Origin of the sequence: Nocardioides sp. (assembly GCF_036493135.1) — a bacterium.
In the GTDB taxonomy this organism is placed as follows: domain Bacteria; phylum Actinomycetota; class Actinomycetes; order Propionibacteriales; family Nocardioidaceae; genus Nocardioides.
Genome location: NZ_DASXQG010000027.1, coordinates 23,229 through 50,089, shown reverse-complemented (window position 1 = coordinate 50,089; position 26,861 = coordinate 23,229). Strand labels below are relative to the sequence as shown.

The following is a 26,861-nucleotide window of genomic DNA, read 5'->3' as shown; positions in this document are numbered from 1 at the left end:
CAGCGATGACGAGGGGGCCGCACATGAGGGCACCGCGATTCTTCCTACCAGCGATGTTGGCTGCGGCTCTCGTGCCGCTTGCCGCCGGGCCCGCGAGTGCGGCACCACCCGGGAACGACGAACCCGCAGGGGCAGTCGCGCTGCACCTGGGTGACCGAGTGCAGCAGGACACGACTCAGGCCACGACCAACGCCGGGGACGACGCTCTCAACGCGAACTGCGGGGCTCCCGCGACGAATGCGTCGGTCTGGTACACGTACTCCCCCCACGTGAAGCGCAATGTCGCACTGGACACCACCGCATCGAGCTACAGCGCCGGCTTGATGGTGTTCGACGGCCTCCCGACAGCGGACTCCCTCGTCGCCTGCGGGCCGGGCGAGGTGGGGCTGCGCGCGCGGGCCGGCAGGACTTACTACGTCATGGCCTTCTCCGACACCGACGTCAACGGCGGCAACCTCGTCCTGACTTTGCAGAACGCACCGACGCCGCGCGTGCACGTGTCGCTGGCCAAGCGGGGGGTGGCCTTCCATGGCGGCGCCGCCAAGCTTCACGGCACCTACTCCTGCACGCACGCTGAGAGCTTCGCCGAGGCGGACACCCACCTGTTGCAGCGTGCCGGGCGGTTGAAGATCCAGGCCGACTCCGGCACGCGCATCCGGTGCGACGGCAAGCGTCACCACTGGTCCACCCGGTTGGTCTCGCCGGTCGGGACCTACGCTCAGGGCGATGCCGTGGCCAAGGTCAAGATCATCTCGTGCGGGCTTATCCAGTGCCGCCAGGACAAGGTCAAGCGACACGTCCACCTTGCGTGGGCACGGGCGCCGCAACGTCAGTGGATGGCGCACCCGACCACTGCCCGGACCGAACACCGGCACCCGCTCCTGGCTCGGCAGAGGCATTGGCCGAGCACCTAGTCATCGAATGCCCGGGCACCGCTTTCGATTCGCGGCCGCCGAGCCCCGCGCCGTACGATTTCTCCTGACCGCTGTGGGGCGTGACGAACCCCCTCCGATCCGGGAGACGAGCGGTGGTCCGTGCGTACGACGTACCGACGAGAGGCCGGCCACTCACTGACAAGGCCGGCGAAGGTGTGGTGGCACCGCGACTTTGCCCCCGCCCACACCTCCAGGGCTGTCCGCTACTGGAGGAACGATGAAACGCACACTCACATCCGCACTGCCCGAGACGACGCCCGGCGAGCAGGTCCGGCTGCAGGGCTGGGTGCACCGCCGCCGCGAGCTGGCCAAGGTCACCTTCCTGATCGTCCGTGACCGCACCGGGTTGGCTCAGGTCGTGCTCCCCGCCGGTACCGACGTCCCGCCGGAGGAGACCCCGGTCGAGGTCGTCGGCACCATGACCGCGAACGCCCAGGCACCTCAAGGCGTCGAGGTCAACGACGCCATGGTGACCGCGCTCAGCGAGCCCGCCGACACCCCGGTCGTCGAGCTCTGGCGGCCGACCCTCGACACCGGCCTGCCCACCCTGCTCGACCACGCCGCGACCACCTGGCGCCACCCACTCCAACGAGCGAAGTGGGAGCTCGCGGCCGCGAGCCTGCGCGGCTTCCGCGAGACGCTCGACGCCGAGGGCTTCACCGAGGTCCACTCGCCCAAGCTCGTGGAGCAGGCGACAGAGAGCGGCGCCAACGTCTTCGAGGTCGACTACTTCGGCCGGCCGGCGTACCTCGCCCAGAGCCCGCAGTTCTACAAGCAGCAGCTCGTGGGCGTCTTCGAGCGGGTCTACGAGGTCGGCCCGGTGTTCCGCGCCGAGCCGCACGACACCGTGCGGCACCTCGCGGAGTACGTCTCGCTCGACGTCGAGCTCGGCTTCGTCGACGACCACCGCGAGGTGATGGCGTGCCTGCGCGACGTCGTCGCCGGGATGATCACGGGCGTCAAGCGGTACGCCGCGCCCGCGGTGGAGCGGCTCGGCATCGAGCTGCCGGAGGTGCCGGAGAAGATCCCGACGCTCCACTTCCCCGACGCCCTCGAGATCGCCGGCGCGCCGGCCGGCGAGCCCGACCTGAGCCCCGCCCACGAGCGCGCGTTGGGCGAGTGGGCCATGGCAGAGCACGGCTCCGACTTCCTGCTCGTCGACGGCTACCCGACGGCCCATCGCGCGTTCTACAGCCACCCCGACCCGGAGGACCCGCACTGGAGCCGGTCGTTCGACCTGATCTTCCGCGGCGTCGAGCTCGTCAGCGGGGCCCAGCGGCTGCACCGGTACGACGACTACGTCCGCGCGCTCGAGCAGCGCGGTTACCCCTACGCGCCGTACGCGTCGTACGTCGAGGCCTTCCGGCGCGGCATCCCGCCGCACGGCGGCTTCGCGATCGGCCTGGAGCGTTGGGTCGGGCGGCTGGTCGAGGCGCCGAACATCCGCGAGGTCACGCTCTTCCCGCGCGACCTGCACCGGCTCGCGCCGTGACGTTGCGATCGCGCGTCAGTGATGCCGGTGGTGTCGCGACTTGCACACCACCGCCGGCAGCGGCGCGTAGCTCACGGTGTACGTCGACGTGTGGTCGACCTGCCCGCGGTCCGCGAAGCTCCTGATCACCGTGACGTCGAAACCGTCGCTGCCCTGCTGCGGCGTACAGCCCTTGTCGTACTGCACGTGTCGTCCGGCCGGTACGACATGTGTGCGGCCGCTGTGGCGCGAGGTCACCGTCCACCGCGGCGTCGACCACAGCGTGACCGTCAATGAGCCGGGCTGTGTGGCGGTCGGGCGCGCGGCCGCTGCCGAGACCAGCACGCCGTACCTGGTGTTGTCGGTGAACGCGAGGTCCTGACCGTCGCGCAGCGACGCGTCGCGCCCGACCGGCGCCTTCCCGGTGTACGTCGCGCCCGCGGCGTGGGACGTCACCTGCAGACCGCCGAGCCAGGCCGCGTTGAAGACCGCCGTCGCAACCGCGTTGCCGCTCGTACCGGTCGGGGTAGCTGACCCGAGGAGACCCCGCACCGACAGAGCATGGCCCGGCTTGATGACGACCCCGTCCAGGCGCTGGACGGCCGCGGCGACCTCCGAGCCGTGCGAGCCGCGGGGCAGGTGGACCGTGAACGACGACACCTGTGTACGGATGCCGAGCCGGCGGGCGTCGGCATTGGTGAACGACGCCTTCGCGAGCGTCGGTCGCACCCGTGCCGCGCGGTGGGGTGAGCCGATGGCGTGCATCAGCGCCGACGCGACGGCGCCGGGCCTGAACGTCATGCCTGGTCGTGCCTTCACGACGTGCGGCCGGCCGCTGACCAGCGCGACGGTGGCCGGGGTTGGCCGGTCGATCGGGGCGCCGGCCAGCTGTGAGTATGTCAGTCGCGCGAGGGCGTGTGCCCGCACCTGTGGCCGGAGCTCGTTGCCGACGCGTCGAGCGACCAGCAGCCTGCCGTACGAGCGCGGCGACAGGTGCAGGGTCGCGCCCCCGAAGTGCAGCTCGACCGACGAGGCCATCGCCGGATTGGCGAACCGCCTCACGAAGCGCTGGATCACCGCCGCGTCGATCGCGGGTGCCGTCGGCATCATCCGCAGGCGCACCGACGGGTTGCCTGAGAGATAGGCGTTCCAGAACGCCGTACCCGCGACGCGCGGGTCGAGCGCGAGCCCCGGACGAGGCGGCTGCACCGTGAACGTCTGATGACCGAACACCACGGACCCGTCCGTCGCGGTCCGCCCATCGGTCACGTCCAGGCGCTCGATCAGCGCGGCGAGGCGGTCCTGGTCGAGGGTCACGACGGGGTCGTACGACGCGCCCTCGGTGAAGTACCTCCACAGCCGCGACGGTCGCCAGCTGCGAGCGGCGCCCGCCTTGCGGACCGAGGCGTCGTAGTCGACGCTCAGCCCGACCTGCGACGGGAGGACCTGCTGGGTGCGGCCGTTGAGCACGACCGTGAACGGCGAGTCGGCGCGCGCCGCGAGACCGGCGCGAAGCACCTGGACGGCCGAGCTCTGGTCGTGACCGCCGATGTCGACGCCGGCGACCTGTGTCCCGACGGGCACCTTGTCGCTCGCTGCGGCGTACGCCGCGACGTACGCGCCACTGGCAAGGAGCGCGAGCCCGAGGATGAGCGCAAGGACGACCCGGCCGCCCTCTTTCTCGGGGCCGGGCCAGTCGTCCCGTCGGGTCGAGCGTGCCACGCGAAAATGCTAGGAGACCGGAGCCCTCGGCGTGGCCGAACGCGCCGATCAGAGTCCGGCGAACAGATCCGACTCCAACCCGTCCGGGCCGGGTGCCGGGGTGCCCTTGGCGATCCGGAACGACTCGACGCCGAGCACCTCGTTCCCCTCGCGGTTCGACAACGCGAAGAAGGGCCCGTCCACCTCGATCTGCGTGCGATGCGCGTGCAGCGCCGCGACCTTCCGGTCGGCGTACTCCGGCGCGTCGATCTCGGCGGCGAGGTCCTGGTCGGGTGTCGCCATCGGCAGCGGACCGTCGGGATCCAGGCCCCGGAAGGACGTCGTGTCACCGGCCTCGCGGATCGCGTGCAGGGTGTGCCGCCAGCGGGACTCCGACCTCGAGACCCAGTAGATCTTGGCGATCTCCCACGGCGTACCGAGGTCGAGCCGGTACGTCGGGACCGCGGCCAAGTGGGTGGCGTACGTCGCGACCCGGTGGGCCTGGATGTGGTCCGGATGGCCGTAGTTGCCGAACTGGTCGTAGGTGATCAGCACCTGCGGCCGCACCTCGCGGATCACCTCGACCAGCAGGGTCGCGGCCTCGGTGAGGTCGGCGTTCCAGAAGGCGTTGCCGGGCACGTCGTCACCGATGACCGCATGGCCGTCCTCGTGCCAGACCATGCCCGAGTCGCTGAAGCGACCGAAGCCGCCGAGGAACCGGTGGTCGGTCACACCGAGGGCCGCCATCGCCTCCGCGAGCTCGCCGCGTCGATGCTCGGCGAGCGTGTCCTCCTGGTCGTGAGCCAGGTGGGTCAGGGCAGGCACCAGGATCTCGCCCCGCTCACCGCCGGTACAGGTGACGAGGGTGACGCCCGCGCCCTCCGCGACGTACTTCGCCATCGTCGCGCCGGTGCCGATCGACTCATCGTCGGGGTGGGCGTGCACCAGCAGCAGCCGACGATCGGGGGTCTCGCTCATGGTCACGACCCTAGGAGCACGGGCAGGAGCTGCGGCAGGAAGGGGCGGTCGGGCTCGAGCCAGTCGAGGGCGTCGAGCTCCTTCGGGGCCAGCCAGCGGAGCTCGTCGTGGTCACGGCCGGGGAGCGGACTGCCCACCGCCACGAAGCAGACGGCCACGTGGAGCAGGTGCGTCGTTCCGATCGGCTCCGCACCGTCGAGCCAGCGATCGATGACGACCCGACAGCCGAGCTCCTCGTGGATCTCGCGTAGCAGCGCGGCGGTGGAGGTCTCGCCGGCCTCGACCTTGCCCCCCGGGAACTCCCACCGGCCCGCGGCCTGGGGCGGCGACGTACGGCGGGCCGCCAGCAGGAGCCCGCCCTGGACGATCGCGGCCCCGACGACGAGATTCACCGTCTTGCCCCCCGGCAGTCGAGACCCGACGTCCGGGCCAGGCAGGAATGTACCTTCCGCGGCAGGCGGCCGGACGGCGAGTCGCCGAGCGAGCAGCGACTGGGGCACCATGAGCGGTGTGACGACGCGGCAGCCGCGCTGGGTGTACGGCGCGGGTGAGGACCCCGACCCCCGCTACACGCTCGCCAACGAGCGGACCTTCCTGGCCTGGGTGCGGACCGCGCTGGCGATGCTCGCCGGCGGGGTCGCGCTGCACGCGCTGGCCGTGCCGAGTACCGACTGGGTGCGCGCCCTGCTGGTCGTGCTGCTGATCGGCGTCGGCGGCCTCGTGTGCGTGTTCGCGCTCGTGCGCTGGGCGCGCATCGAGCGGGCGATGCGACGGCGCGAGCCGCTCCCGTCGTTCGGCCTCGGCGTCGTGATGACGGTCGCGCTGGTGCTGGTCTCGGCCCTGCTCGTGATCGTGCTGCTCTGAGGCCTCAGGCCGCGCGCCCCGAGGTCAACCGGCGGACCATGGCGCGGAGACCGGAGTCGGCGGGCTGCGGACGGCGGATGGGGAGCAGGTGCGTCTTGCCCTCGTGGACCGCGATCATCCGGATCGCCTCGTCGTCGTACTCCGCGGCCAGGCGGTCGGCGCGGGCGAGGTCGTTGTCGCCGATCGCGGCGTTGACGGCCTCGACGTAGCCATCGTGCAGCGCGTTCAGGTCGTCGATCAGGCGGGTCATGGTGGTTCCCTTCGCTGGATCTCAGCTCGAGCCACCAGTCTGCCGGATTTTATTGGATCGTTCCAATCGCCGCGTTCCCAGCCATCGGGATAGTACGTATCAATCGGCCGGCGACCACCCGCGGCGAGTTCCGGCCTTTTGATACGTACTATCCCTCGCTGCGGGGGCGGCCTCGGCGGGGCAGCGGGCCGGCCTTCTTGGGCATCCGGCCCACCTCGGTCAGGGCCTGCCGCAGCAGCATCTCGACGTGGGCGTTGAGGCTGCGGTACTCGTCGTCGGCCCAGCGCATCAGCGCGTCGTGGACGGCCGGGTCGACGCGCAGCAGCACCTGCCGTCTGGAGCTCACCGGTCGCTCGCGTTCTAGTACAGCGAGCCGGCGTTCACGATGGGCGAGGCCGGCTGGTCACCGCACAGGACGACCATCAGGTTGCTGACCATGCTCGCCTTCCGCTCCTCGTCCAGATCCACGACCTCGTGCTCGGCCAGCCTGGCCAGGGCGAGCTCGACCATGCCGACCGCACCTTCGACGATCCGGCCGCGAGCGGCCACGACGGCGTTCGCCTGCTGTCGGCGGAGCATCGCCTGGGCGATCTCCTGGGCGTAGGCGAGGTGGGAGATCCGCACCTCGACGATCTCGACACCCGTGATCGACACCCGCTCGGCCACCTCGGCCGCGAGCTCGCCGGCCACGACGTCGGTCGCACCGCGAAGCGACGCCTCGTCGCTCTCGGAGTCGTCGTACGGGTGGCTGTTCGCGACGTGGCGGAGCGCGGCCTCTGCCTGCACGGAGACGAAGCCCTCGTAGTCGTCCACGGCGTACGTCGAGCGCGCGGTGTCGACGACCTGCCAGACGACGATGGCCGCGATCTCGACCGGGTTCCCCGCACTGTCGTTGACCTTGAGTCGGTTGGTCTCGAAGTTCCGGACCCGGATGCTGACCCGGCGGCGGACCGTCAACGGCAGGACCCACCAGAAGCCCGGGCGGCGCACGGTGCCGACGTACGTGCCGAAGAACTGGATGACCGAGGTCTGGCCCGGCGGCACGATGACCAGCGACGTCACGACCAGCACGCCGACCACGATCGGCAGCCAGATCCAGCCGGAGCTGTGGTTCACGGCGGCGACGATGCCTCCGACACAGAGGGCGAGGACGACCACGCCGAACCAGCCGGTGACGGCGAGAGCGGGTCGCTGGGTGATCTCGACGCGCGCGCCCTGGTGGCCGACCGGGGTGGTGGCGGGTGTGGGCGTGGCGGCCGGTTGGATGTCCGACATGGCATGCTCCTGACCTGAGAAAAAGTGCTATCAAAGTGATATCACTTTTTGGAGCATCTGCCAAGACCAGGGTCAGTCACCCCCAGTACGCCTGCGCACAGCAGGCGGGGACCAGGCTGGAGATGCGCTCTGGTGCCGCTTGTCCGGCTCACTCAGCCGATGAGCGATCGCGACCTTCCGCCGTGGAGGGCCCGCCTCAACCTGACAGACTGGCCGGATGGAGGAAGATGCCGCATCGGCGGAGTCGGGGCAGGCGGGCGATCCACACCGCCGTCGGGCTGCGCACCTCTACGGGCTGATCGTCAGCGGCGCGGTGCTCGCCACAGCGGCTGACGAGTTTCGGCTGGTTCGAGTCGCGATCATCCTGCTCTGCACCCTGGCCATCTACTGGGCGGCGGAGACGTACGTGCACTGGATCGCTCTGCGCACCCTGGTCCGGCGCGATCTCACTCGCGACGAGCGGCGGAGGATCGTCTCCGACGGCTGGCCGCTGATGGCGGCCTGTGCGGTGCCTCTGCTCTTCCTCGGCCTCGAAGCCGTCTTCGGAGTCGAGACGCCACTCGCACTCGACCTGACGCTCGGGGTCAACACGGTGCTGCTCTTCGTTGTCGGCTGGCAGATGGGCGAGGCCGGAGGCCTGACGGGAGCCCGACTGGCGCTCTCCGTGGGGGTCAGCGGCCTCCTAGGCGTGGCCCTGATCGTGCTCAAGACCCTGATGCACTGAGAACCCGGAGCGACGTGGGGTGGTGCGCCCGGCGGAAGTCATGGGTTTAGGGCCCTCCCGAGTGGGTACAACTAGCTGCATCTCGGGTGTCCCGGTCGCGTTCCCCCGTACGTGACCAGGAGACGCCCCGCCGTTCTTCACAAGGCGCAAGGCGGCGGGGCGTTGACACCGGGGTGCCGGGATCGTTGTCGAGCCGGCCCCCCAAAACGGACGATGCGGAGCAGCATGCTCTCGACGTAGGTTCGAGCCATCAGCCTCACTCGGGGAGTAGGGCTGACCGTCTGCCAGTGGCCCCATGCTCTTGCAGGCGGTGACGTCTGGTCGAGAGCCGGACTTACGCCCGCCGGATTTGGAGAGCCGGCGGGCGTTGTCTTGCTCGAAACCGGCACGATCATCGGGCGGATTGGGAGCCGGGATCGCCAGGCCGGTGCCTCCGCCAACGCTGCATCGCAGGGCCCGGGGCACGGTCTGGTTTGATCCGTCTCGGCGCAAGTCGTGGGGAGCTAGGGCTGCGGCGGGACTCGGTGACCACGGAGGAAGCAATGGGCAGCGCTACGACGGGCAGACGGGGCACGTTCGTGGTCGGTGGACGCGGCAGATCAGACGTAGATCAGACGTTGAAGCAAACTCCATCGGGCCCTCCCCCATCCACTCTCAGCCGATGAGCGATCGTTCGAATCGTCCGCGTTTCGGCCTTGACAGCGACCGGCCTGGGGCGTACTCCGAGCAGAGGGGGCATCTCTGCCACTCCCATAGCGGGAGGAGCAATCATGCGCGCCAGGTACCTTCTTCTCGTCGCGGTGGTGGTTGCCGGTCTCTTCAGCGCCATGGCATTTCGATCCGCCCAGGGCGAAGCCCGCTCGGCCCAGGGGCAAGCCGGGCGGACGCTGACGTTCAGGGCCGTCCAGATCTCGCCGCGCGACCACCATCACGTGGACGTGCGCCCGCACGGCCTCTCGCTGGGTGACAGGGACGTCGGGGCGGTGAGCCTTCGCAGGAACGGTGAGCTGTTCGGGCGGGCGATGGTGGTCTGCACGATCAACGATTTGAGTTTCAAGGGACTGCAGTGTGCTCTGACGCTCGTACTCCGAAAGGGTACGATCACCGCCCAGGGTGGGGGACTCGACCGCAACCTTCCACATGCACCACCACCCAGTAACGCCGATGTCTTTGCAGTCACCGGCGGAACGGGAATCTATGCCGGAGCAAACGGCACCCTCACCATCAGCCATGGCCGCCACGCCGACTTCTTCACCGTGGCGCTTCGTGAGTAAGCAACAAGCGCCGAAACGAGTGTGCCCGTCCGGGGAGTGGCCTTGAGTTCTGTTCTGGACCACTGCGGCTAAGCGCGTCGCGCACCGCCGTCAACACGTCGTCAGAAATCCAAATCACGGAGCAGAGTGCCAGTTCCATCGACAGATCATGCCGCTGTCCGGGCGCGGTGAGTGCCGTCATGAGACGATTCGGCTCGTGATCTGGAGACTTCCGCATCCCGGCCGTGGGATCGCAACCTTCCTCGTCATCTTCGTGGTCGGGAGGATGCTGGGCGGGTTTGCGATGGGCTTGTTGGAGTTGGCCGTCTTGGCGCTTCTGGCCGCCGGAGCCGGGCTCCTTGTTGCGACCCGCACCTCGGGAGACGGCGGCTCTCAAAACTGACTCAAGACGGGCGCACATGCCGCTGTCCGCGCGTTACTTCTTGCTTGCAGATGTTTGGGAGAACCGAAACTCCACGACGTCACCGTCCTGCATGACGTAGTCCTTGCCCTCCATCCGCACGCGGCCGGCCTCGCGGGCCTTGAGCAGGGAGCCGGCGGCGAGGAGGTCGTCGTACGAGACGATCTCGGCCTTGATGAAGCCACGCTGGAAGTCGGTGTGGATGACGCCGGCGGCCTGGGGGGCGGTGGCGCCCCGGCGGATGGTCCAGGCGCGGGTCTCCTTGGGGCCGGCGGTCAGGTAGGTCTGAAGGCCGAGGGTGTCGAAGCCGACGCGGGCGAGCTGGTCCAGGCCCGACTCCTCGATGCCCAGCTCCGCGAGCATCTCGTGGGCCTCCTCGTCGGAGTCGAGCTCGACGAGCTCCGCCTCGAACTTGGCGTCCAGGAAGATCGCCTCGGAAGGCGAGACCAGGTCCTGCATCCGCTTCTTGAGGTCGTCGTCGGTGAGCTCGTCGGCGTCGCAGTTGAAGACGTAGATGAACGGCTTGGCCGTCAGCAGTGAGAGCTCGCGCAACAGCGAGACGTCCACGGCCCCGGATTGACTGAGTGCGATCACCGGCGTCCCACCCTCGAGCGACGACTGCGCCGCGCGCGCGGCCTCGAGGTTCGCGGTGAGCGACTTGTTGCCCCGGGCCTCCTTCTCCAGACGCGGGATCGCCTTCTCGAGCGTCTGCAGATCGGCCAGGATCAGCTCGGTCTGGATCGTGGTGAGGTCGGACTCGGGGTTCACCTCGCCGTCGACGTGGGTGACGTCGTCGTCGCGGAACACCCGGGTCACCTGGCAGATCGCCGCGGACTCACGGATGTGGGAGAGGAACTTGTTCCCCAGACCCTCGCCCTCGGACGCGCCGCGCACGATGCCGGCGATGTCGACGAACTCGACGGTGGCCGGCATCAGCCGGGCCGACTCCATCAGCTCACCCAGTGGCTTCAGGCGCGCGTCGGGGACGCCGACCACGCCGACGTTCGGCTCGATCGTGGCGAACGGGTAGTTCGCCGCGAGAACGTTGTTCTTCGTCAGTGCGTTGAAGAGAGTGGACTTGCCGGCGTTGGGAAGGCCGACGATGCCGATGGTGAGAGCCACGTTCGGCGAGTCTACGGAGCGGGAGGGGGCGGCTCCGAATCCTCCGGTACGCCGCGGTCGCCGGCGAGCAGCTCGCCGCGACGCGTCCAGGCGTAGCGCAGGACGGTGATCGAGAAGATCCACGTGACGGCGACGATCACGGCCTCGAACGCGCCACCGCCTCCCTTCGTGAAGATGTCGTGCTCGAGGTCGTAGAGCAAATCCATGCTGCCGAGGTACAGCCCGGCCGCTCCGGTCGCGACCAGCCAGAGCAGGGCGGTGGGGCGACGTCGTACCAGCGTGACCAGGGCGAGGACGCAGACCAGGCCGAGCCAGAGGTCGGCGAGGGGGAAGGCGTTCTCGAAGTCGTAGTAGGCCTGCGTGTGCTCGCTGGCGATCCAGTCGCGTTGCGTGAACCAGATCGCCCAGTACGCCGCATCCAGCGCAATCGCGACCACCAGCATGACCATGACGGTGCGACGCATGTCCAGATCCAAGCAGGTGACTCATGACGACGCCCGGCCCCTGGCCAGGGCCGGGCGTCGTTCGTCAGGTGGTTCAGTGGTGACCGGGGCCGTCGTCTCCGCCGCCGTGCCGACCGCCGTGTGAGCCGCCGTGTCCGCCGCCGTGGTGGTCGGCGTCGTCGCCGTGCCGACCGTGGTCGTCACCGGGCTCCGCCTCACCGTGCCGACCGTGGTCATCGCCCGGCTCGGGCTCGCCGCTGTGCCGTGCGCGACCCGCCGGGTCGTCGGCACCGTGCCGGTGGTGGCCAGCGGGGTCGTCGGCGCCGTGATGGCGGTGGTGTCGTCCGTGGTCGTCGCCCGGCTCGGGCTCGCCGTGCCGGTCGGCGACGCGTCCGTGGGACGACGCGGGGCCGTCGTCGGTCGACGCGAACGCCGCCCACGCTCCGAGCGCCGGGGTGGCGACCAGGGCGCCGGCGGCGGCCAGGATGGTGATGCGCTTCATGGGTGCTCCTCGGGGGTTCGTTCTCCGTGGTCTCCACCGTCACCGAACCCCGGTCGGAACCGCCATCGGACGGTGGTCCTAGGACCATCGGCCACGCCCGCTGATGACAGTGCTGCTAGCGGACCAGCCGCCCCACCCGTCCGTGGGATCCGGAGGACCAGCACACCCCGCCGTGCACGCACTGCACCGAGTCGTATCCCTTGCCGAACGTCGTCCAGCTGAGCCCGCCGTTCTCGCTGACGTCACTCCCGCTGGTGCCCACGGCGATCCACATCCGCGACGATCCGCGGACCCAGTCGACTCCCGACCGGTAGCCGCCGAGGTCGCCCCCGTTGAGCCACGAGCGCCCGCCGTTCCCCGTGGACGCCGAGGCGTCGGTGCCGTCCTTCGGGTGGGTGAAGTCGCCGCCGACCGCGAGGCCCTGCGAAGGGGTGCGGAAGGAGAGGCCGAACGTCCCGCCGGCGGCGGAGGCCGGGATCGTCGAGTCGGCGACGTGCCAGGTGCGACCGCGGTTCGTGGTCCGGAAGACCCGGCTCGCCGCCCCGCCCGACGCCATCCAGGCGCGCGCGTGCCCAGCGGTCACCAGGCAGGTTCCGGACGCGGCGAAGCCGAACTCGCCGTTGACCGCCTTCGGCATGCCGCCGCGGGGCACGACCGTCCAGCTTCGCCCGCCGTTCGTCGTCCGGATCACCCGGAACTTGCCGTTCACGGGATCGCTCATCGCCAGTCCCACGCGCCCGCCGGGCCACATCGCCATGCAGTCGTAGAAGGCCTGCTTGTTGTGGTTGACGAACGTCTTCGTCCAGGTACGCCCACCGTCGGTGGTCCGGTAGATGCGGCTCGCCGTCTTCGTGCCGACGGCCAGGACGAGCGCGTGCCGGGCGTCGGTGGCCTCGACGTCGCGGAACAGCAGCTTCGAGGAGTGTGGCGGTGCGACGTCCTTCCAGTGGTGCCCGCGGTCGGTGGTCAGCCACACGCCGCCGGCGTCGCCGCTCACCCAGGCCGTCCGGCCGTTGATGGCGTCGAGGCCCCGCAGCTCCTGGTCCGAGCCGACCCGGGTCTGGTGCCACGTGACGCCGGCGCGAGCCGTGGTCGTCGTGGCGGAGACCTGGCCGGCCAGAGGTACGGCGAGCGCGAGGGCCAGAGCAGGGGCAAGGGCGAGAGATCCGAGAGTTCGTCGCATGCTGTCCACCCTGTACGGCATCCGACGGGGTGTCCAGATGCCCCTAGGCTGGCTCGGGTGCGGATCGCCACCTGGAACGTCAACTCCCTCCGCTCCCGCATCGCCCGAGTCGAGGCCTTCCTCCAGCGCCACGACGTCGACGTGCTCGCCGTACAGGAGACCAAGGCGCGCGATGACCAGCTGCCGCTGATGGGCCTCCAAGCCGGCGGGTACGACGTGGCGTCATCCGGGGTGAACCAGTGGAACGGCGTCGCGGTGATCAGCCGGATCGGACTGGACGACGTGACGACCGGGTTCAACGGCATGCCCGGGTGGGGCGAGCCGCTCGGCACCGAGTCGCGCGCGATCGGCGCGACCTGCCACGGGGTGCGGATCTGGTCGCTCTACGTGCCGAACGGTCGCAAGCCCGACGATCCTCACTACGTCTACAAGCTCGACTGGCTGGCTCGCCTCCGCGACGCCGCCAAGCCGTGGCTCGACGACCAGACCGCGCTGGTCGGCGACTGGAACATCGCCCCGCGCGACGAGGACGTCTTCGACATGGCGGCGTTCGCCAAGGACACGCACGTCACCCCGCCCGAGCGCGCTGCGTTCCAGGCCTTCCTCGATGACGGGTACGCCGACCTCGCACGGCCCTACACCTCCGACCCGGAGACGTATACCTACTGGGACTACTACCGGCAGCGCTTCGAGCGGAACCGCGGCATGCGCATCGACTTCCTACTCGGCTCACCCTCGCTGGCCGCGCGCGTCACCGGTGCCTTCGTCGACCGCGACGAGCGGGCCGGGCAGGGCGCCTCCGACCACGCACCGGTCGTCGTCGACCTCGCCGACTGACCTCAGCAGGACATCGAGAACTTCGTCGTCGCGACCCAGGTGTCGGTGTGGGCGGCGCCGTCGGCGTCGTGGTAGCGGAAAACGAGCCCCTTGGTCGCCGAGTCGCCCGGCGTCGGATCGACCTGGAGTCGGAGGAAGACGTTGTACCAGCCCACGCCAGGGTCGAGCGTCGCGCCGGTTGCGGTCATCCGTTTGCTCCACTGCAGGTTCGGGTCTCCGGTGACGATCTTGCCCGGTGGCCACCCCTTCACGGTGCCCGTCTCCCCGGTCGGCGCACTCGGTGCGACCCACGACCCCGCCAGGACGACGCCCTGGGTGGTGTGCAGGTCGCCGATCGAGTCGAGGGTCACCGGGCTCGAGGCCTTGACCAGGACCGGGTAGTAGAGGAACTCGGCCGGATCGTCGCCCGGGACGAGCCGCTGGCAGTCGTCGAGGTGCTTGCCGCCGGACTTCGGGCTGAACCGGAGCACCGACGAAGACGGTGCCGTCGTCGGTGGCTGGGACGTGCCGATGGTCGACGTCGGGTCGGTCGGAACCGTGGGCCCCGTGGGCCCCGTGGGCCCCGTGGGCTCCGTGGTCCGGGAGTGGTGACCGGTGCCGTGAGCCGCGGTCGACTCCTGGGAGCCCGAGCCGAAGCAGCCGGACAGCAGGGTGAGCGCTGCCACGGACCCGACCACGGCCGCCCAGGTGTGCCTTCTGTGACTCATGGGGTTCACGCTATCCACTGTTGTCGGTGGTCCCTGGCACCCTCGCCCGTATGGACATGATGTCGGCACTCCTGATGCTCCTGGTCGGGCTCGCGCTGGGGGCCGCGGTGGGCGTGCTCTGGGCGCGCTCGCGACCGGCGTACGTCGACGGTCTGGGGCAGGGTCTGGTCGACCAGGCCGAGGTGATGCAGGGCCTCGACCGGCTCAGCGACCAGCTCCACGACCTCGACCACGCGCGGGCGTCCTGGCAGGGCCAGCTCCACCAGCAGGTGCTCGACATGCGGCTGACCACCGACGACCTGCGTCGCGAGACCCAGACCCTGTCGACCGCGCTGCGCCGGCCCCAGGTGCGCGGACGATGGGGCGAGCTCCATCTGCGCCGTGCCGTCGAGGTGGCGGGTCTCGTCGACCGCTGCGACTTCCTCGAGCAGGTCCACCTGCACGACGGCGCCGACCGCACCCTGAGGCCCGACGTCGTCGTCCGCCTCGCCGGCGAGCGGTCGGTCGTGGTCGACGCCAAGGTGCCGCTCGACGCGTTCCTGGACGCCATCGCCGCCGATGACCCCGACCAGCGCGACGCCCACCTGGCGAGGCATGCTCGGCAGCTCCGCGCCCACGTCGAGCTGCTCGGCTCGAAGCGCTACTGGCGCTCTCTGCCCGAGACGCCGGAGTTCGTGGTCCTGTTCCTGCCCGCGGAGTCGTTCCTGTCCGCGGCGCTCGAGGCCGACGCCTCGCTCATCGAGTACGCCGCAGACCGCGGCGTCGTCCTCGCCAGCCCGACCACCCTGATCGCACTGCTCCGCACGGTCGCCCACGGCTGGCGCCACGAGGCCCTGGCCGACCGGGCCCGCGAGATCCATCGCGTCGGTCGCGACCTGCACGAGCGGATCGGGACCATGAGCGGTCACCTGGGCAAGCTCGGCCGCTCCCTCGACGGCGCCGTCGCGGCGTACAACCAGGCGGTCGGGTCGTGGGAGTCGCGGGTGCTCGTGGGGGCTCGCCGCTTCGAGGAGCTCGATGCCACCGACGACCGGCTGGAGGGGGTCCGAGCGGTCGAGTCGACCGCGCGACCGGTCGGCTCGGTCCATCCGCTGCCTCGGCGCGCCGCGAGCAACGACGACTCGCGCGAGCATACGGTGGGGCCGTGACCACGCGTGCGGCGCGAGCTCACCCGGAGGCACGGTGAGTGACGTGAGGGCGCGCCCGGGACACCCCCGCCTCTCGCCCCGCCGCGAGCCGCTGCGCCCCGTCTGGGACGGCGTCAGTCGCGGGAGCGAAGTCGTCGCCCTGGCCAGTGCGCTCACGCTCACCGCGGCCACCGTCGAGATCGCCGTCGGTGGCCATCTGGGGCTGTTCTTCGACGTCTGCTTCGTGGCGATCTGCCTGGCCTCGGCGCTCATGGTCCGGCCCCGCGACTACTTCACGGTCGGCGTCCTGCCGCCACTGCTGATGTTCGGGACCATGGTCCTGGTCGCGCTCAACGGCACCCGGGTGATCGCCCACCGGCACGACAGCGTGGTCCAGGCGGTGATCACCGGGCTCGCGCACCACGCCGTGGCGCTGTTCATCGGGTACGCCGTATGCCTGGTGACGCTCGTCCTGCGTCAGCGTGCGGGCCGCTGAGGGCTCACTCCTCGAACCGGTCCGGATCTCCCGCGCCGCGGCGGATCACCTCGGGATAGCCCTCCGACCAGTCCACGACGGTGGTCGGCTGCGCGAGCGTCTCGCCGGCCTCGACCACGAGGTCGACGGCATGGTCGAGCTCCTCCTTGATCTCCCAGCCCAGCGCCCTCGGCTCGGTCTCGCCCGGCAGGATCAGGGTGCTGGTGAGCATCGGCTCGCCGAGCTCGGACAGCAGCGCCTGACAGAGCGCATGGTCGGGGATGCGCACCCCCACGGTGCGCTTCCTCGGATGCAGCAGCCGGCGCGGGACCTCGGCCGTCGCCGGCAGGATGAACGTATAGGGGCCCGGGGTCGCGTGGCGGATGGCCCGGAACGCGCTGTTGGAGATCTGCACGAACTGCCCGAGCTGGGCGAAGTCGGAGCACATCAGCGTGAAGTGGTGCTTGTCGTCGAGCTCGCGGATCGTCAGGATCCGGTCGCGTCCGTCACGGTTCCCCAGGCGGGCACCGAGCGCGTAGCCGGAGTCGGTCGGGTAGGCGATCAGCTCGTCGGCACGCACCGCGCCGGCGATCTGCGCGATCAGCCGCGGTTGGGGGTTGTCGGGATGGACGTCGACGAACGTCGCCACGGGGCGAGTCTAGGAGTGTCTGGCGTCCCGCGGGTCCGTCGCATGGTCGACAGGTTCGCAGCACACCCACAGGTCGCACGCAGCGGACGCGCAGGCTCACGACGTACACCTCGGGCATGACCCGACGTCAAGTTTGGCCGTTCCGCCGACGCTCCCGGACCACCCGTGTCACCCTCGGTGACATGGCCGAGAGCGGTGGTGCGCGGCGAGCGCTGCCCGTCACCGTCGTGCGCTTCGCCGCCGTCGGTGTCGTGAACACCGCTATCGACGTCGGGCTGTTCTGGGTGTTGAACGCGCCCCTCGGCATCCTTGTCGCGAACTTCGTGTCGACGTCGGCCGGCATGGCGTTCAGCTTCGTGGTCAACGGGCGTCACACGTTCGGCGCGGACCGGGTCACCTGGCGCCAGGCGGGACTGTTCCTGGCCACCAACGGTTTCACGATGTGGTTGCTCCAGCCCCTGCTGATCCACGCGGCGTACGACGTGGCGGCGACACCGTTGATGGTCGCCAAGGTCGTGGCGCTCGGCGGCAGCGTCGTGGCGAACTTCCTGCTCTATCGATACGTGGTCTGGGGCGACCGCGCCGCCGCACCCGCCGGAGGCGGGGGCGGCGACAGCGCGGGAGCGTTGAGCAAGCGCACGGCCGAGCCTGCGAGGCCGTGACCGCGCGGCGAAACCGCCGCCGGAGGCGGCGTCAACCGACCGCCGGAGGCGCCGTCAGCCCTTGGCAGCGGCCCGCAGATCTCGTCGCAGCTCCGGAGGCAGCGCGAAGATGAGCGACTCCTCGGCGCTGTGCACCGCCTCGGCGTCCGGGTACCCCTTCTCTGCCAGGTAGGACAGCACCCCCTCGACGAGCGCCTCGGGCACGCTGGCGCCCGAGGTGACACTGACCTTGTCGACCCCCACCAGCCACGACTCGTCGATCTCGGCGGCGTCGTCGACGCGATGGGCGGTCTTGGCGCCGGCCTCGAGCGCGACCTCGGCCAACCGGACGGAGTTCGAGGAGTTCGCCGAGCCGACGACGATCACGAGGTCGGCGTCGTGCGCGATCTCTTTGACCGCGAGCTGGCGGTTCTGCGTGGCGTAGCAGATGTCGTCACTGGGCGGATCGAGCAGCTCGGGGAAGCGCTGCCGGATCGCATCCACGGTCTCGAGGGTCTCGTCGACCGACAGGGTGGTCTGGGAGAGCCAGGCGACCTTCGACGGGTCACGGACCACGATGCTCGCGACGTCGCGGGGCCCCTGCACCAGCTGGATGTGCTCGGGTGCCTCGCCCGAGGTGCCCTCGACCTCCTCGTGACCGGCGTGGCCGATCAGGAGGATGTCGTAGTCGTCGTTCGCGAACCGCTTCGCCTCGTGATGGACCTTGGTCACCAGCGGGCAGGTCGCGTCGATGGTCTTGAGGTTCCGCGCGGCGGCCTCCGTGTGGACCGTCGGCGAGACTCCGTGGGCGGAGAACACGACCGTCGCGCCCTCCGGCACCTCGTCGAGCTCCTCGACGAACACCGCGCCGCGGGACTCGAGGTCGGAGACGACGTGCTTGTTGTGCACGATCTGCTTGCGCACGTAGACGGGCGCGCCGTACAGGTCGAGGGCCTTCTCGACGGTGATCACCGCGCGGTCGACGCCGGCGCAGTAGCCGCGCGGGGCGGCCAGGCGGACGCCTTTCGTGGGCATACCCAGGTCGACACTCATGTCGTCGAGGCTACCGGCGGCGGGGCGAACCCCCGAGTCGGCGGGCTGCCCTAGGGTCGCCGCATGGCTCTGGAGACCTCCCCGTCGGCGCCCGCGCCGGTGCGGCAGATCGCCCTGGCCATCTCGCAGTGGGTGGGTCGGCTGGGGGCGGTGTGGGTAGAGGGACAGATGACCCAGGTCAGCCGCCGGCCGGGTGTCGGCACCGTGTTCATGACGATGCGCGACTCGGCCGCAGACATCTCCGTGCCGGTCACCTGCGCCCGCACCCTCTTCGACAGCCTGAACCCGCCGCTGGTCGAGGGCGCCAGTGTGGTGATCCATGCCAAGCCCGACTACTACGCCAACCGCGGCTCGCTCTCCCTGGTCGCCCGCGAGATCCGGATGGTCGGGCTCGGCGAGCTGCTCGCCCGGCTCGAGCGCCGGCGTCAGCTGCTCGCCGCCGAGGGGCTGTTCGCCGCCGAGCTGAAGAAGCCGCTGCCGTTCCTGCCTCGATGCGTCGGCCTGATCACGGCCCCGGGCTCCGCGGCCGAGCGCGACGTCGTGGAGAACGCCCGTCGCCGCTGGCCCGGCGTCGCCTTCGAGACGGCGTACGCCGCGATGCAGGGCACGCGCGCCGCCAACGAGGTGATCGACGCCCTCGAGCGTCTCGACCGGGCCGAGCACGTCGACGTGATCGTGGTCGCGCGTGGCGGAGGCTCGGTCGAGGACCTCCTGCCGTTCAGCGACGAGGCTCTCGTGCGCGCCGTGGCCGGCATCCGCACGCCCGTCGTGTCGGCCATCGGCCACGAACCGGACACCCCGCTGCTCGACCTCGTCGCGGATCTGCGCGCCTCCACGCCCACCGACGCGGCCAAGCACCTGGTGCCCGACATGGTCGAGGAGCTCAAGGGCGTGAGCTGGGCCCGCGACCGGTTGCGGTCCATGATCCGTCAGCTGGTGGAGCGGGAGTCACAGGCGCTCGCCGAGCTCCGGGCCCGGCCCGCCCTGGCCGACCCGCGCAACCTGCTCGACGCCCGGTCCGTCGAGCTCATCGACCTGCGCGACCGCGGCCGCCGTGCGTTCGACCACGTGCTCGCCCGTGCCCACGACGACGTCACGCACCAGCGCGCCCGAGCCCAGGCGCTGTCCCCGCTGGCCACGCTCGAGCGGGGATACGCCGTGGTGCAGCACGCCGGGGGCGAGGTCGTGACCTCGGTCGGCGGGGTGACCGACGGGACACCGCTGAGCATCCGGGTGGCAGACGGCAGGATTGCCGCGACCACCACCGGTGTGGAGGCCGATTCGATCGAGGAGAGCCATGGCTGAGACGACCCCGAGCAACGGCGAGGACCGTCCGGGCTACGAGGAGGCGCGCGCCGAGCTGATCGAGGTGGTCCGCGCCCTCGAGGCCGGCGGCACCACCCTCGAGGAGAGCCTGGCGCTCTGGGAACGAGGCGAAAGACTCGCCACGATCTGCCAGGAGTGGCTGGACGGGGCCCGGCGTCGCCTCGATGCGGCGATCGAGGCCGACGAGGACTGACCTGCGCCCCGGATGATGGTGTCCGGCGTGCTGTCATAACTGCGCGATCGCGCCGTTGTGACAGGCGCGCAGGCGTTTTCGGTGTCATAACCGCGCGATCGCGCGGTTACGACAGCCCCCCGTCAGCCCTCGCCCGGTATCGCAGCGGTGGTCAGCGAGGCCGCCAGTTGCTCGAGCTCGGCCCGTGGCACGGAGCCGAACACCAGCAGCGACCCCGCCGACGAGCCGTGCCCACGCCGGGCGACGAGCGCGGTGTCACCGCCGCTGTCGGTCCACGTGTCCCACCGCCTCGCCACCGACCCGTCGACGATCGCCGGGGCACCCGCCTGCGGATGCGGGTCGACGTACGTCGTCACCAGCTCGGGTGCCGACTCGGGCGACTCGACGATCCCGACGTACTCCCCCTCGCCGGTGAGCATGGACAGCTCCATCTCGACGGGCTTCCCGGGCGACACCGTGATCTGGGTGGCGTACCAACCGGAGGGGAGGCGGGAGGGGTAGACCACGTGGGAGCCGGCCTGCTGCGCGTACCTCACCTGAGCGAGGTAGTCGACGTGCTCCGGCTTCACGTCGAGGTCGGACCGGTTCAAGGCCCGGAAGCCGACGAAGGCCAGGATCACCAGCAGCGTGACGAGCAGCGCGCCGATCATGCCGGACGTCGAGCGCTGGTACCGACCCGGCTGCTCGCTCACCTCACATCCCCTGCACCCATGAGGCCCCAATCCTCACAGGTGCACCCCCAGGGCCGCGGAAGGGGGACGGCCTAGGCTCGCCGTCGTGCCGCCCACTGCCGACGTCGTCGTCGTGCTGGCACTCGGCGGCATGCTCGCCGTGGCGTTCGGGCATCCGCGCGGCCGGGTGGAGGCGGCGGCCGGTGTGGTGTGCGCCGGCGCGACCCTGGCGACCGGCCTGCTGACCCTCGACCAGGCCCGCGACGCGGTCGACGACCTGGCGCCCGTGGTCGCCTTCCTGGTCACGATCCTGGTCGTCGCGGATGTCTGTGCCCGCGCCGGCCTGTTCGAGGTCGCAGCACAGTGGGTCGGGCGGTGGAGCGGCGACTCGGCCGTCCGACTGTTCACCGGCGTCTTCGTGCTGGCCGCGGTCGTCACCGCCACGCTCAGCCTGGATGCCACGGTGGTGCTGTTGACCCCGGTCGTCCTCGCCGCCGGCATCGCGCGGTCGGTCCCCGACGAGCCGGGCACCTATGCCTGCCTCCGGATGGCGAACTCCGCCTCGCTCCTGCTCCCGGTCTCCAACCTCACCAACCTGCTCGCCCTCCCCCACACGGATCTCACGTTCACCGGCTTCGCGGTCCGGATGGCCCCGGTGCTCGGCGTCGTGCTGGTCGTGGAGTACGTCGGGCTGCGGCTGGTCTTCCGCGACCGCCTCGCCGTGACACCGGCCGGTGGCGACGCCCACCCGGGCCCGGTCCCGGTGTTCCCCCTGGTGGTCGTGGTGCTGATGCTCGCCGGCTTCGCGGTGGTCTCGCCCTTCGGCGGCGAGCCGTGGTGGGTCTCGCTCGTCGCCGCCGTCGTCCTTGCCCTGTGGGCGCACCGCCGCGGCCTGGTCCGGCCGATCCACGTGGTCCACGCCATGCATCCGGGCTTCGCGATCTGGGTGCTCGCTCTCGGCGTGGTGGTGGCGGGGCTGGCACAGGGCTTCCTCGGTGACGCCGTGCAGAACGTCGTGCCGGGGAGTACCGGCCTCGGTGCACTTCTTGGCATCGCCCTCCTCGCGACGCTGCTCGCCAACGCGCTCACCAACCTGTCGGCGACGCTGCTCCTCGTGCCGATCGTCGCGCCGCTCGGCAGTACCGCCGTGCTCGCCGCACTGCTCGGTCTCAACATCGGCTCCGGCCTCACCTGGTCCGGTTCCCTGGCGAACCTGCTCTGGCGTCGCACGCTGCGCCGCCACGACGTACGGCCGGGCAATGCGGCGTTCCACCGGGTCTCGTTGACCCTGACCCCGATCTCGCTGCTCGGGGCGGTCCTCGTGCTCTGGGCCGTCGGCTGAACCTGTGGGGAACAATGCGGGCGTGACATCGGTGACCCGGCTCAGGCAGGCGCGCCTCGGCCGGCCGCCAGTGGCGCTGATCGTTCCGGCCGCGATCGCGGCGCTGCTGCTCGTCGTCCCGATGGTCACCCTGATCGCGGACACACCGTGGAGTGACTTCGCCGACCAGGTGACGTCCCGCGCCGTGGGCGAGGCCCTGTGGCTGACCGTCCTCGCCTCGGCGTTCACCGTCGTGCTCTGCCTGCTGCTCGGCACACCGCTCGCGTGGGTGCTCGCCCGGGTCGCCTTCCCCGGCCGCTCGCTGCTGCGCGCCGCCGTACTCGTCCCGCTCGTGCTGCCACCGGTCGTCGCCGGCGTCGCGCTGGTCACCGCCCTCGGCCGCACCGGCTTCATCGGCAGGCCGTTGTACGACGGCTTCGGCATCACCATCCCCTACACGACGACGGCCGTGGTGATCGCGCACACCTTCGTCTCGTTGCCGTTCTACGTGCTCGCGGTCGAGGGCGCCCTCCGCTCCGCGGGTGAGGAGTACGACGCGGTCGCGGCCACCCTCGGCGCCGACCGGTGGACGACGTTCCGCCGGGTCACGCTCCCGCTGGCGATGCCCGGCGTGCTCGCCGGCGCTGCGCTGGCCTGGGCGCGGTCGCTCGGCGAGTTCGGCGCGACGATCACCTTCGCCGGCAACTACCCGGGCACGACCCAGACGATGCCGTTGCTGATCTACACCCAGCTCCAGTCCGACCCGCTCGTCGCGCGCACGGTCAGCATGGTCCTGCTGATCGTCTCGATCGGCGTGTTGGCCCTGCTCCGCAACCGGTGGTTGACCCGCCCATGAGCACCCTCGAGCTTGACCTCACGGTGCCGGGTCGCGTGCAAGCGACCGCGATCGCCGAGCGCGGCCAGGTCGTGGCGGTGATCGGACCCAACGGCGCCGGGAAGTCGTCCCTCCTCCGAGCCGTCGCCGGTCTGGTGCCCGCTGCGGGAGAGCTCCGGGTCGACGGCCGCTCGTGGATCTCTCTGCCCGTGCGCGAGCGGGCGGTGGGGATGGCGTTCCAGGACCAGCTGCTGTTCCCACACCTGACCGCCTTGGAGAACGTCGCCTTCGGGCCGCGCACCGCCGGCGCCGTCCGCGACACCGCGCGACGTACCGCCCAGGAGTGGCTCGACCGGTTCGGGGTCGGCGACCTGGCCGGGCGCAAGCCCCGCCAGCTGTCCGGCGGCCAGGCGCAGCGCGTCTCGATCGCCCGGGCCCTGGCCACCGACCCGCGGCTCCTGCTCCTCGACGAGCCGTTCTCCGGGCTCGACATCGGGGTCGCCGCGAGCCTCCGGGTCGAGCTCGCCCGACACCTCGCGTCGTACGACGGCGTCACGCTGCTGGTCACCCACGACGCGATCGACGCCCTCACCCTGGCCGACCTCGTCTGGGTGCTCGACGACGGCAGGCTCGTGCAGGTCGGGCCACCGCGTGAGGTGGCCGCCGCACCCTTGACCCGACACGTCGCCCGCCTGGTCGGGCTCAACGTGCTCACCGACGGCGATCGCTTCCTCTCCTTCAGCCCCAGCTCGGTCACGGTCTCGCCGGCCGAGCCGGCCGGGTCGGCCCGGCACCGGTGGCCCGGGACGGTGACCAGCCTCGCGCCGCATGGCGACGCCGTGCGGCTGCTGGTCTCCGGGGAGCACGATCTGCTCGCCGACGTGACCCCAGCGGCGGTCGCCGAGCTGGAGCTGGCGCCCGGGCGCGAGGTCTGGCTGTCGGTGAAGGAGACGGCGGTGCGCAGCTACGCCGCGGAGCCCGAGACCACCCCGCCCTGACCGCTAGGCTCCGGCCCATGACGGAGAGCCTGGAGCCCGCCCCCGACTCACCGGACCGCAACCTGGCGCTCGAGCTCGTCCGGGTCACCGAGGCGGCGGCCCTCGCCGCCGCCCGCTGGGTCGGGCGTGGCGACAAGGAAGGCGCCGACGGGGTCGCCGTCGACGCGATGCGCAAGATGATCGCCACTGTCCAGATGAAGGGCGTCGTCGTGATCGGCGAGGGCGAGAAGGACAACGCCCCCATGCTGTTCAACGGCGAGGAGGTCGGCGACGGGACCGGCCCCGAGTGCGACGTCGCGGTCGACCCGATCGATGGCACGACCCTGACCGCCAAGGGCATGAACAACGCCGTGTCGGTGATGGCCGTCGCACCGCGCGGCTCGATGTACGACCCGTCGGCGGTGTTCTACATGGAGAAGCTGATCACCGGTCCGGAGGCGGCGGCCGTGGTCGACATCCGCGCGTCGGCAGCGGAGAACATCCATGCCGTCGCCAAGGCCAAGGGCTCGCACGCCGAGGATGTCACCGTCGTCATGCTCGACCGGCCGCGGCACGAGAAGCTCGCCGACGAGGTGCGCTCGACCGGCGCCCGGATCAAGTTCATCGTGGACGGCGACGTCGCGGGCGCGATCATGGCCGCACGCCCGAACACCGGCGTCGACCTGCTCCTCGGCATCGGGGGTACGCCGGAAGGCATCATCGCCGCTTGCGCGATGAAGTGCGTCGGCGGCGTGATCCAGGGCCGGCTCTGGCCCAAGGACGACGAGGAGCGTCGGCGCGCCATCGACGCCGGCCACGACCTCGACCCCGACCATGTCCTCTCCACCGATGACCTGGTCACCGCCGACGACTGCTTCTTCGTGGCCAGCGGGATCACCGACGGCGAGCTGATGCAGGGCGTCCACTTCCGCGCCCACGGCGCCACCTCGCAGTCGCTGGTGATGCGCTCGCGTAGCGGGACGGTGCGTCTCATCTCCAGCGAGCACCAGTTCGAGAAGCTGCGCGGCCTCTGACGGCCCTCGGCCGTCAGGGCTCCGAGCGCAGCGACGGGCCGGCGGCGACCGCGCCGCAGACCGCCCGGATGGCGGCGGGGTCGACCACCATCCCGAGGTGCGAGGAGCGCACCTCGACCGCCGTCGCCAGCGGGTCGACGCAGGCACGCCAGTCGACGATGCCGTCACGCCGGGAGTAGACGGCGGTGAACGAGACCTCCGGCGGGATCGGCAGCCGACTCTCGTCGAAGCTCGTGCGCGCACAGTCGCCGGCAACGCATTCCAGAGCCATCAGGCCGGGGACGCCGGCCCGGCTCAGCCGGACCAGCGCGTCGAGGCTCCGGGTCAGCGCCACGTGGTGGGCGCCCGGGGCGAGCATGGGGCTGCCCAGGGTGACGATGCCCGAGATCAGGTCGGGGCGGCGTACGGCGAGCCCGCGGGCGAGGAGACCGCCGAGACTGTGCCCGACGATGGTGACCCGGCGGCCGCGCCGGGCGGCCACCGACTCCAGGCGCGACTCCAGCTTCTCGGAAGCGCGCACGGTGCACCCGACGTTGGCGTGGATGCGGGACCGATAGGTGCGGTGACCCTGCTCGCGCAGCGCGTGCGTCAGCGCGGACAGGCTGGCGTCACCGGCCATGAACCCGGGGACCAGCACGACCGGATCCACGTCTCGCAGCACCGTCTGTCCGGGGTACGGCGGTCGACGGCCGCCCACCCGTCGCTCGAACCGCGACCAGGCCAGCCGACCGGCCTCGGTGACGACCCGGACCTCGCGCAGCACCGCCCCGCGTCCCGGGGCGTCGAAGCCCTCAGGGAGCAGGAAGTCGGCGACAGGAAACGTGGCCACGATCATCGACGGTACGACGTCGCGGGGACGACGTACGCGGATCCACCCGACCGTGGCCGTGTCGCAACCATGCGGTTGACTGGATGGCATGGTCGGTCCCGCCTCCGCCACGCCCGAGACCCCGCCACCGGCAGGCGACGGCCACGCGTCGGTGGCGGTCTCGCCGGAGCTCTTCGCCCCGGTCTCGACCGGCGTTGAGCTGTGCTACCGCACGTACGGCGACCCTGCGGACGACCCGCTGCTCCTCCTGATGGGCCTCGCTAGCCCGCTGAACTGGTGGGATCCCGAGCTCTGCTCGATGCTGGCCCGGCGCGGCTACTTCGTGATCACCCTCGACAACCGTGACGTCGGCCGCTCCACCAAGGTCGCCGGACGGGTGACGCGCGGAATGCTGGTCCGGGCCTCCGCCGGCGGCCACGTGCGCGCGCCGTACTCCATGACCGACATGGCGCGTGACGCGTTCGGGCTGCTCGACCATCTCGGGATCGAGCGTGCCCACGTGGTGGGCGTGTCGATGGGCGGGATGATCGCGCAGACGATGGCGATCGAGGAGCCCGCGCGGGTGCGCTCCCTGACGAGCATCATGTCGACGACCGGCAAGCGGACCGTCGGCTGGCAGCACCCGAAGCTGTTCCCGGCGCTCCTGAAGCCGGCCCGGCCCGGCCGGGAGGCGTACGCCGACGACAGCGTGGCGATGTGGCGGCTGATCGGCTCACCGCGCTACCCACGCCTGGAAGAGGACACCCGGCAGGTCGCCGACGAGACCTTCGACCGCGGCCTCTCACGCAGCGGCACGCTGCGCCAGATGCTGGCGGTGCTGACCCAGCCCAACCGTTCCGACCGCCTGCACGGCGTCCGGGTGCCGACGCTGGTGATCCACGGGCTCGCCGACCCGATGGTCCACGTCTCCGGCGGTCGAGCCACCGCGGCGGCCGTCCCGGGCGCCGAGCTGGTCCTGGTCGACGGCATGGGGCACGACCTGCCCGTCGACCTGTTCCCGATGTTCGTCGACGCCATCGACCGCACGGCCCGGCGGGCCGACTGAGTCTCGGCCCGGATCAGCT

General features: G+C 70.9%; 31 protein-coding genes. 16 read left to right on the top strand and 15 right to left on the bottom strand.

Translation table 11 applies throughout. The annotated features are described in order from the left end of the window. Positions 1 to 269: 269 nt before the first annotated feature. Entirely contained in the window at positions 270 to 914 is a 645-nt protein-coding gene (locus VGJ24_RS04390; protein ID WP_331499278.1) for a DUF6299 family protein, read from the top strand. A gap of 238 nt (positions 915 to 1,152) precedes the next feature. Next, positions 1,153 to 2,427 carry an aspartate--tRNA(Asn) ligase gene (gene aspS / locus VGJ24_RS04385; protein WP_331499277.1) on the top strand — a complete coding sequence of 425 codons (1,275 nt, stop codon included), beginning with the start codon at positions 1,153 to 1,155 and terminating at the stop codon, positions 2,425 to 2,427. Between the two features lie 15 nt (positions 2,428 to 2,442). Here aspS and VGJ24_RS04380 read toward each other — a convergent pair whose 3' ends face one another. The 3 genes from VGJ24_RS04380 to VGJ24_RS04370 are packed head-to-tail and all read right to left on the bottom strand — an operon-like array spanning position 2,443 to position 5,477. After that, on the bottom strand, positions 2,443 to 4,128 hold the full coding sequence (locus tag VGJ24_RS04380) for a VanW family protein (RefSeq protein ID WP_331499276.1): 1,686 nt from the start codon (positions 4,126 to 4,128) through the stop codon (positions 2,443 to 2,445). A 48-nt stretch (positions 4,129 to 4,176) separates the two neighbouring features. Next, the gene (mshB, locus tag VGJ24_RS04375; RefSeq protein ID WP_331499275.1) at positions 4,177 to 5,085 is read right to left on the bottom strand and encodes an N-acetyl-1-D-myo-inositol-2-amino-2-deoxy-alpha-D-glucopyranoside deacetylase; all 909 of its coding nucleotides are present in this window, start codon (positions 5,083 to 5,085) and stop codon (positions 4,177 to 4,179) included. Between the two features lie 2 nt (positions 5,086 to 5,087). Next, on the bottom strand, positions 5,088 to 5,477 hold the full coding sequence (locus VGJ24_RS04370; protein ID WP_331499274.1) for a (deoxy)nucleoside triphosphate pyrophosphohydrolase: 390 nt from the start codon (positions 5,475 to 5,477) through the stop codon (positions 5,088 to 5,090). 118 nt (positions 5,478 to 5,595) lie between these two features. On the opposite strand from VGJ24_RS04370, the gene VGJ24_RS04365 reads away from it, so the two are divergent. Further along, positions 5,596 to 5,949, top strand: a complete 354-nt coding sequence (locus VGJ24_RS04365; protein ID WP_331499273.1) for a YidH family protein — start codon at positions 5,596 to 5,598, stop codon at positions 5,947 to 5,949. Positions 5,950 to 5,953: 4 nt separating this feature from the next. On the opposite strand, the gene VGJ24_RS04360 is transcribed toward VGJ24_RS04365, so the two are convergent. From VGJ24_RS04360 to VGJ24_RS04350, 3 genes are all read right to left on the bottom strand, one after another. Further along, on the bottom strand, positions 5,954 to 6,199 hold the full coding sequence (locus tag VGJ24_RS04360; RefSeq protein WP_331499272.1) for a hypothetical protein: 246 nt from the start codon (positions 6,197 to 6,199) through the stop codon (positions 5,954 to 5,956). 148 nt (positions 6,200 to 6,347) lie between these two features. Beyond that, positions 6,348 to 6,545, bottom strand: coding sequence for a hypothetical protein (locus VGJ24_RS04355; protein ID WP_331499271.1), 198 nt, complete (start codon positions 6,543 to 6,545; stop codon positions 6,348 to 6,350). Positions 6,546 to 6,559: 14 nt separating this feature from the next. After that, positions 6,560 to 7,474, bottom strand: coding sequence for an SPFH domain-containing protein (locus VGJ24_RS04350; RefSeq protein ID WP_331499270.1), 915 nt, complete (start codon positions 7,472 to 7,474; stop codon positions 6,560 to 6,562). 217 nt (positions 7,475 to 7,691) lie between these two features. On the opposite strand from VGJ24_RS04350, the gene VGJ24_RS04345 reads away from it, so the two are divergent. Both VGJ24_RS04345 and VGJ24_RS04340 read left to right on the top strand, forming a co-directional pair. After that, positions 7,692 to 8,198 (top strand): hypothetical protein, encoded by a 507-nt coding sequence (locus VGJ24_RS04345; RefSeq protein WP_331499269.1) that lies wholly within the window; start codon positions 7,692 to 7,694, stop codon positions 8,196 to 8,198. A gap of 770 nt (positions 8,199 to 8,968) precedes the next feature. Beyond that, entirely contained in the window at positions 8,969 to 9,472 is a 504-nt protein-coding gene (locus tag VGJ24_RS04340) for a hypothetical protein (RefSeq protein WP_331499268.1), read from the top strand. 415 nt (positions 9,473 to 9,887) lie between these two features. Here the strand turns inward: VGJ24_RS04340 and ychF are convergent, their stop codons facing one another. From ychF to VGJ24_RS04320, 4 genes are all read right to left on the bottom strand, one after another. Next, positions 9,888 to 10,994, bottom strand: a complete 1,107-nt coding sequence (gene ychF / locus VGJ24_RS04335; RefSeq protein ID WP_331499267.1) for a redox-regulated ATPase YchF — start codon at positions 10,992 to 10,994, stop codon at positions 9,888 to 9,890. 11 nt (positions 10,995 to 11,005) lie between these two features. Continuing rightward, positions 11,006 to 11,458: a hypothetical protein gene (locus VGJ24_RS04330; protein WP_331499266.1), complete on the bottom strand. Its 453-nt coding sequence runs from the start codon at positions 11,456 to 11,458 to the stop codon at positions 11,006 to 11,008. A 73-nt stretch (positions 11,459 to 11,531) separates the two neighbouring features. Continuing rightward, a complete protein-coding gene (locus VGJ24_RS04325) occupies positions 11,532 to 11,939 on the bottom strand; it encodes a hypothetical protein (protein WP_331499265.1) in 408 nt (135 codons plus the stop codon). 115 nt (positions 11,940 to 12,054) lie between these two features. Beyond that, positions 12,055 to 13,122, bottom strand: coding sequence for an oxidoreductase (locus VGJ24_RS04320; protein WP_331499264.1), 1,068 nt, complete (start codon positions 13,120 to 13,122; stop codon positions 12,055 to 12,057). 57 nt (positions 13,123 to 13,179) lie between these two features. Between VGJ24_RS04320 and VGJ24_RS04315 the strand changes: the two genes are divergently transcribed. Next, on the top strand, positions 13,180 to 13,959 hold the full coding sequence (locus tag VGJ24_RS04315) for an exodeoxyribonuclease III (protein ID WP_331499263.1): 780 nt from the start codon (positions 13,180 to 13,182) through the stop codon (positions 13,957 to 13,959). A gap of 2 nt (positions 13,960 to 13,961) precedes the next feature. On the opposite strand, the gene VGJ24_RS04310 is transcribed toward VGJ24_RS04315, so the two are convergent. Then, a complete protein-coding gene (locus VGJ24_RS04310) occupies positions 13,962 to 14,666 on the bottom strand; it encodes a hypothetical protein (RefSeq protein WP_331499262.1) in 705 nt (234 codons plus the stop codon). Positions 14,667 to 14,716: 50 nt separating this feature from the next. Here VGJ24_RS04310 and VGJ24_RS04305 point away from each other — a divergent pair, with 50 nt between their 5' ends. Further along, positions 14,717 to 15,814: a DNA recombination protein RmuC gene (locus VGJ24_RS04305; RefSeq protein WP_331499261.1), complete on the top strand. Its 1,098-nt coding sequence runs from the start codon at positions 14,717 to 14,719 to the stop codon at positions 15,812 to 15,814. 43 nt (positions 15,815 to 15,857) lie between these two features. Beyond that, on the top strand, positions 15,858 to 16,289 hold the full coding sequence (locus VGJ24_RS04300) for a DUF6542 domain-containing protein (RefSeq protein ID WP_331499260.1): 432 nt from the start codon (positions 15,858 to 15,860) through the stop codon (positions 16,287 to 16,289). Positions 16,290 to 16,293: 4 nt separating this feature from the next. On the opposite strand, the gene VGJ24_RS04295 is transcribed toward VGJ24_RS04300, so the two are convergent. Then, entirely contained in the window at positions 16,294 to 16,917 is a 624-nt protein-coding gene (locus VGJ24_RS04295; RefSeq protein ID WP_331499259.1) for an L-threonylcarbamoyladenylate synthase, read from the bottom strand. A 182-nt stretch (positions 16,918 to 17,099) separates the two neighbouring features. Here VGJ24_RS04295 and VGJ24_RS04290 point away from each other — a divergent pair, with 182 nt between their 5' ends. Continuing rightward, entirely contained in the window at positions 17,100 to 17,579 is a 480-nt protein-coding gene (locus VGJ24_RS04290) for a GtrA family protein (RefSeq protein ID WP_331499258.1), read from the top strand. A gap of 54 nt (positions 17,580 to 17,633) precedes the next feature. Here the strand turns inward: VGJ24_RS04290 and VGJ24_RS04285 are convergent, their stop codons facing one another. Next, positions 17,634 to 18,611 (bottom strand): 4-hydroxy-3-methylbut-2-enyl diphosphate reductase, encoded by a 978-nt coding sequence (locus VGJ24_RS04285; protein ID WP_331499257.1) that lies wholly within the window; start codon positions 18,609 to 18,611, stop codon positions 17,634 to 17,636. 63 nt (positions 18,612 to 18,674) lie between these two features. Between VGJ24_RS04285 and xseA the strand changes: the two genes are divergently transcribed. Together xseA and VGJ24_RS04275 are read left to right on the top strand one after the other, a co-directional pair. Next, on the top strand, positions 18,675 to 19,916 hold the full coding sequence (gene xseA / locus VGJ24_RS04280; protein ID WP_331499256.1) for an exodeoxyribonuclease VII large subunit: 1,242 nt from the start codon (positions 18,675 to 18,677) through the stop codon (positions 19,914 to 19,916). Further along, positions 19,909 to 20,130 carry an exodeoxyribonuclease VII small subunit gene (locus VGJ24_RS04275; RefSeq protein ID WP_331499255.1) on the top strand — a complete coding sequence of 74 codons (222 nt, stop codon included), beginning with the start codon at positions 19,909 to 19,911 and terminating at the stop codon, positions 20,128 to 20,130. The genes xseA and VGJ24_RS04275 overlap by 8 nt, the downstream gene beginning before the upstream one ends. Before the next feature lie 122 nt (positions 20,131 to 20,252). Here the strand turns inward: VGJ24_RS04275 and VGJ24_RS04270 are convergent, their stop codons facing one another. Continuing rightward, a complete protein-coding gene (locus tag VGJ24_RS04270) occupies positions 20,253 to 20,822 on the bottom strand; it encodes a DUF4245 family protein (protein ID WP_331499254.1) in 570 nt (189 codons plus the stop codon). An 85-nt stretch (positions 20,823 to 20,907) separates the two neighbouring features. Between VGJ24_RS04270 and VGJ24_RS04265 the strand changes: the two genes are divergently transcribed. The 4 genes from VGJ24_RS04265 to glpX are packed head-to-tail and all read left to right on the top strand — an operon-like array spanning position 20,908 to position 24,968. Next, the gene (locus tag VGJ24_RS04265) at positions 20,908 to 22,143 is read left to right on the top strand and encodes an SLC13 family permease (RefSeq protein WP_331499253.1); all 1,236 of its coding nucleotides are present in this window, start codon (positions 20,908 to 20,910) and stop codon (positions 22,141 to 22,143) included. 22 nt (positions 22,144 to 22,165) lie between these two features. Then, positions 22,166 to 22,978, top strand: coding sequence for an ABC transporter permease (locus tag VGJ24_RS04260; RefSeq protein ID WP_331499252.1), 813 nt, complete (start codon positions 22,166 to 22,168; stop codon positions 22,976 to 22,978). Then, complete coding sequence (locus VGJ24_RS04255) at positions 22,975 to 23,955, top strand: ABC transporter ATP-binding protein (RefSeq protein WP_331499251.1); 981 nt, start codon at positions 22,975 to 22,977, stop codon at positions 23,953 to 23,955. Before VGJ24_RS04260 ends, VGJ24_RS04255 begins: the two co-directional genes overlap by 4 nt. A gap of 17 nt (positions 23,956 to 23,972) precedes the next feature. Continuing rightward, positions 23,973 to 24,968: a class II fructose-bisphosphatase gene (gene glpX, locus VGJ24_RS04250; protein ID WP_331499250.1), complete on the top strand. Its 996-nt coding sequence runs from the start codon at positions 23,973 to 23,975 to the stop codon at positions 24,966 to 24,968. A 13-nt stretch (positions 24,969 to 24,981) separates the two neighbouring features. Here the strand turns inward: glpX and VGJ24_RS04245 are convergent, their stop codons facing one another. Next, positions 24,982 to 25,797: an esterase/lipase family protein gene (locus VGJ24_RS04245; RefSeq protein WP_331499249.1), complete on the bottom strand. Its 816-nt coding sequence runs from the start codon at positions 25,795 to 25,797 to the stop codon at positions 24,982 to 24,984. A gap of 88 nt (positions 25,798 to 25,885) precedes the next feature. On the opposite strand from VGJ24_RS04245, the gene VGJ24_RS04240 reads away from it, so the two are divergent. Next, positions 25,886 to 26,842, top strand: a complete 957-nt coding sequence (locus tag VGJ24_RS04240) for an alpha/beta fold hydrolase (protein WP_331499248.1) — start codon at positions 25,886 to 25,888, stop codon at positions 26,840 to 26,842. Positions 26,843 to 26,861 lie beyond the last annotated feature (19 nt).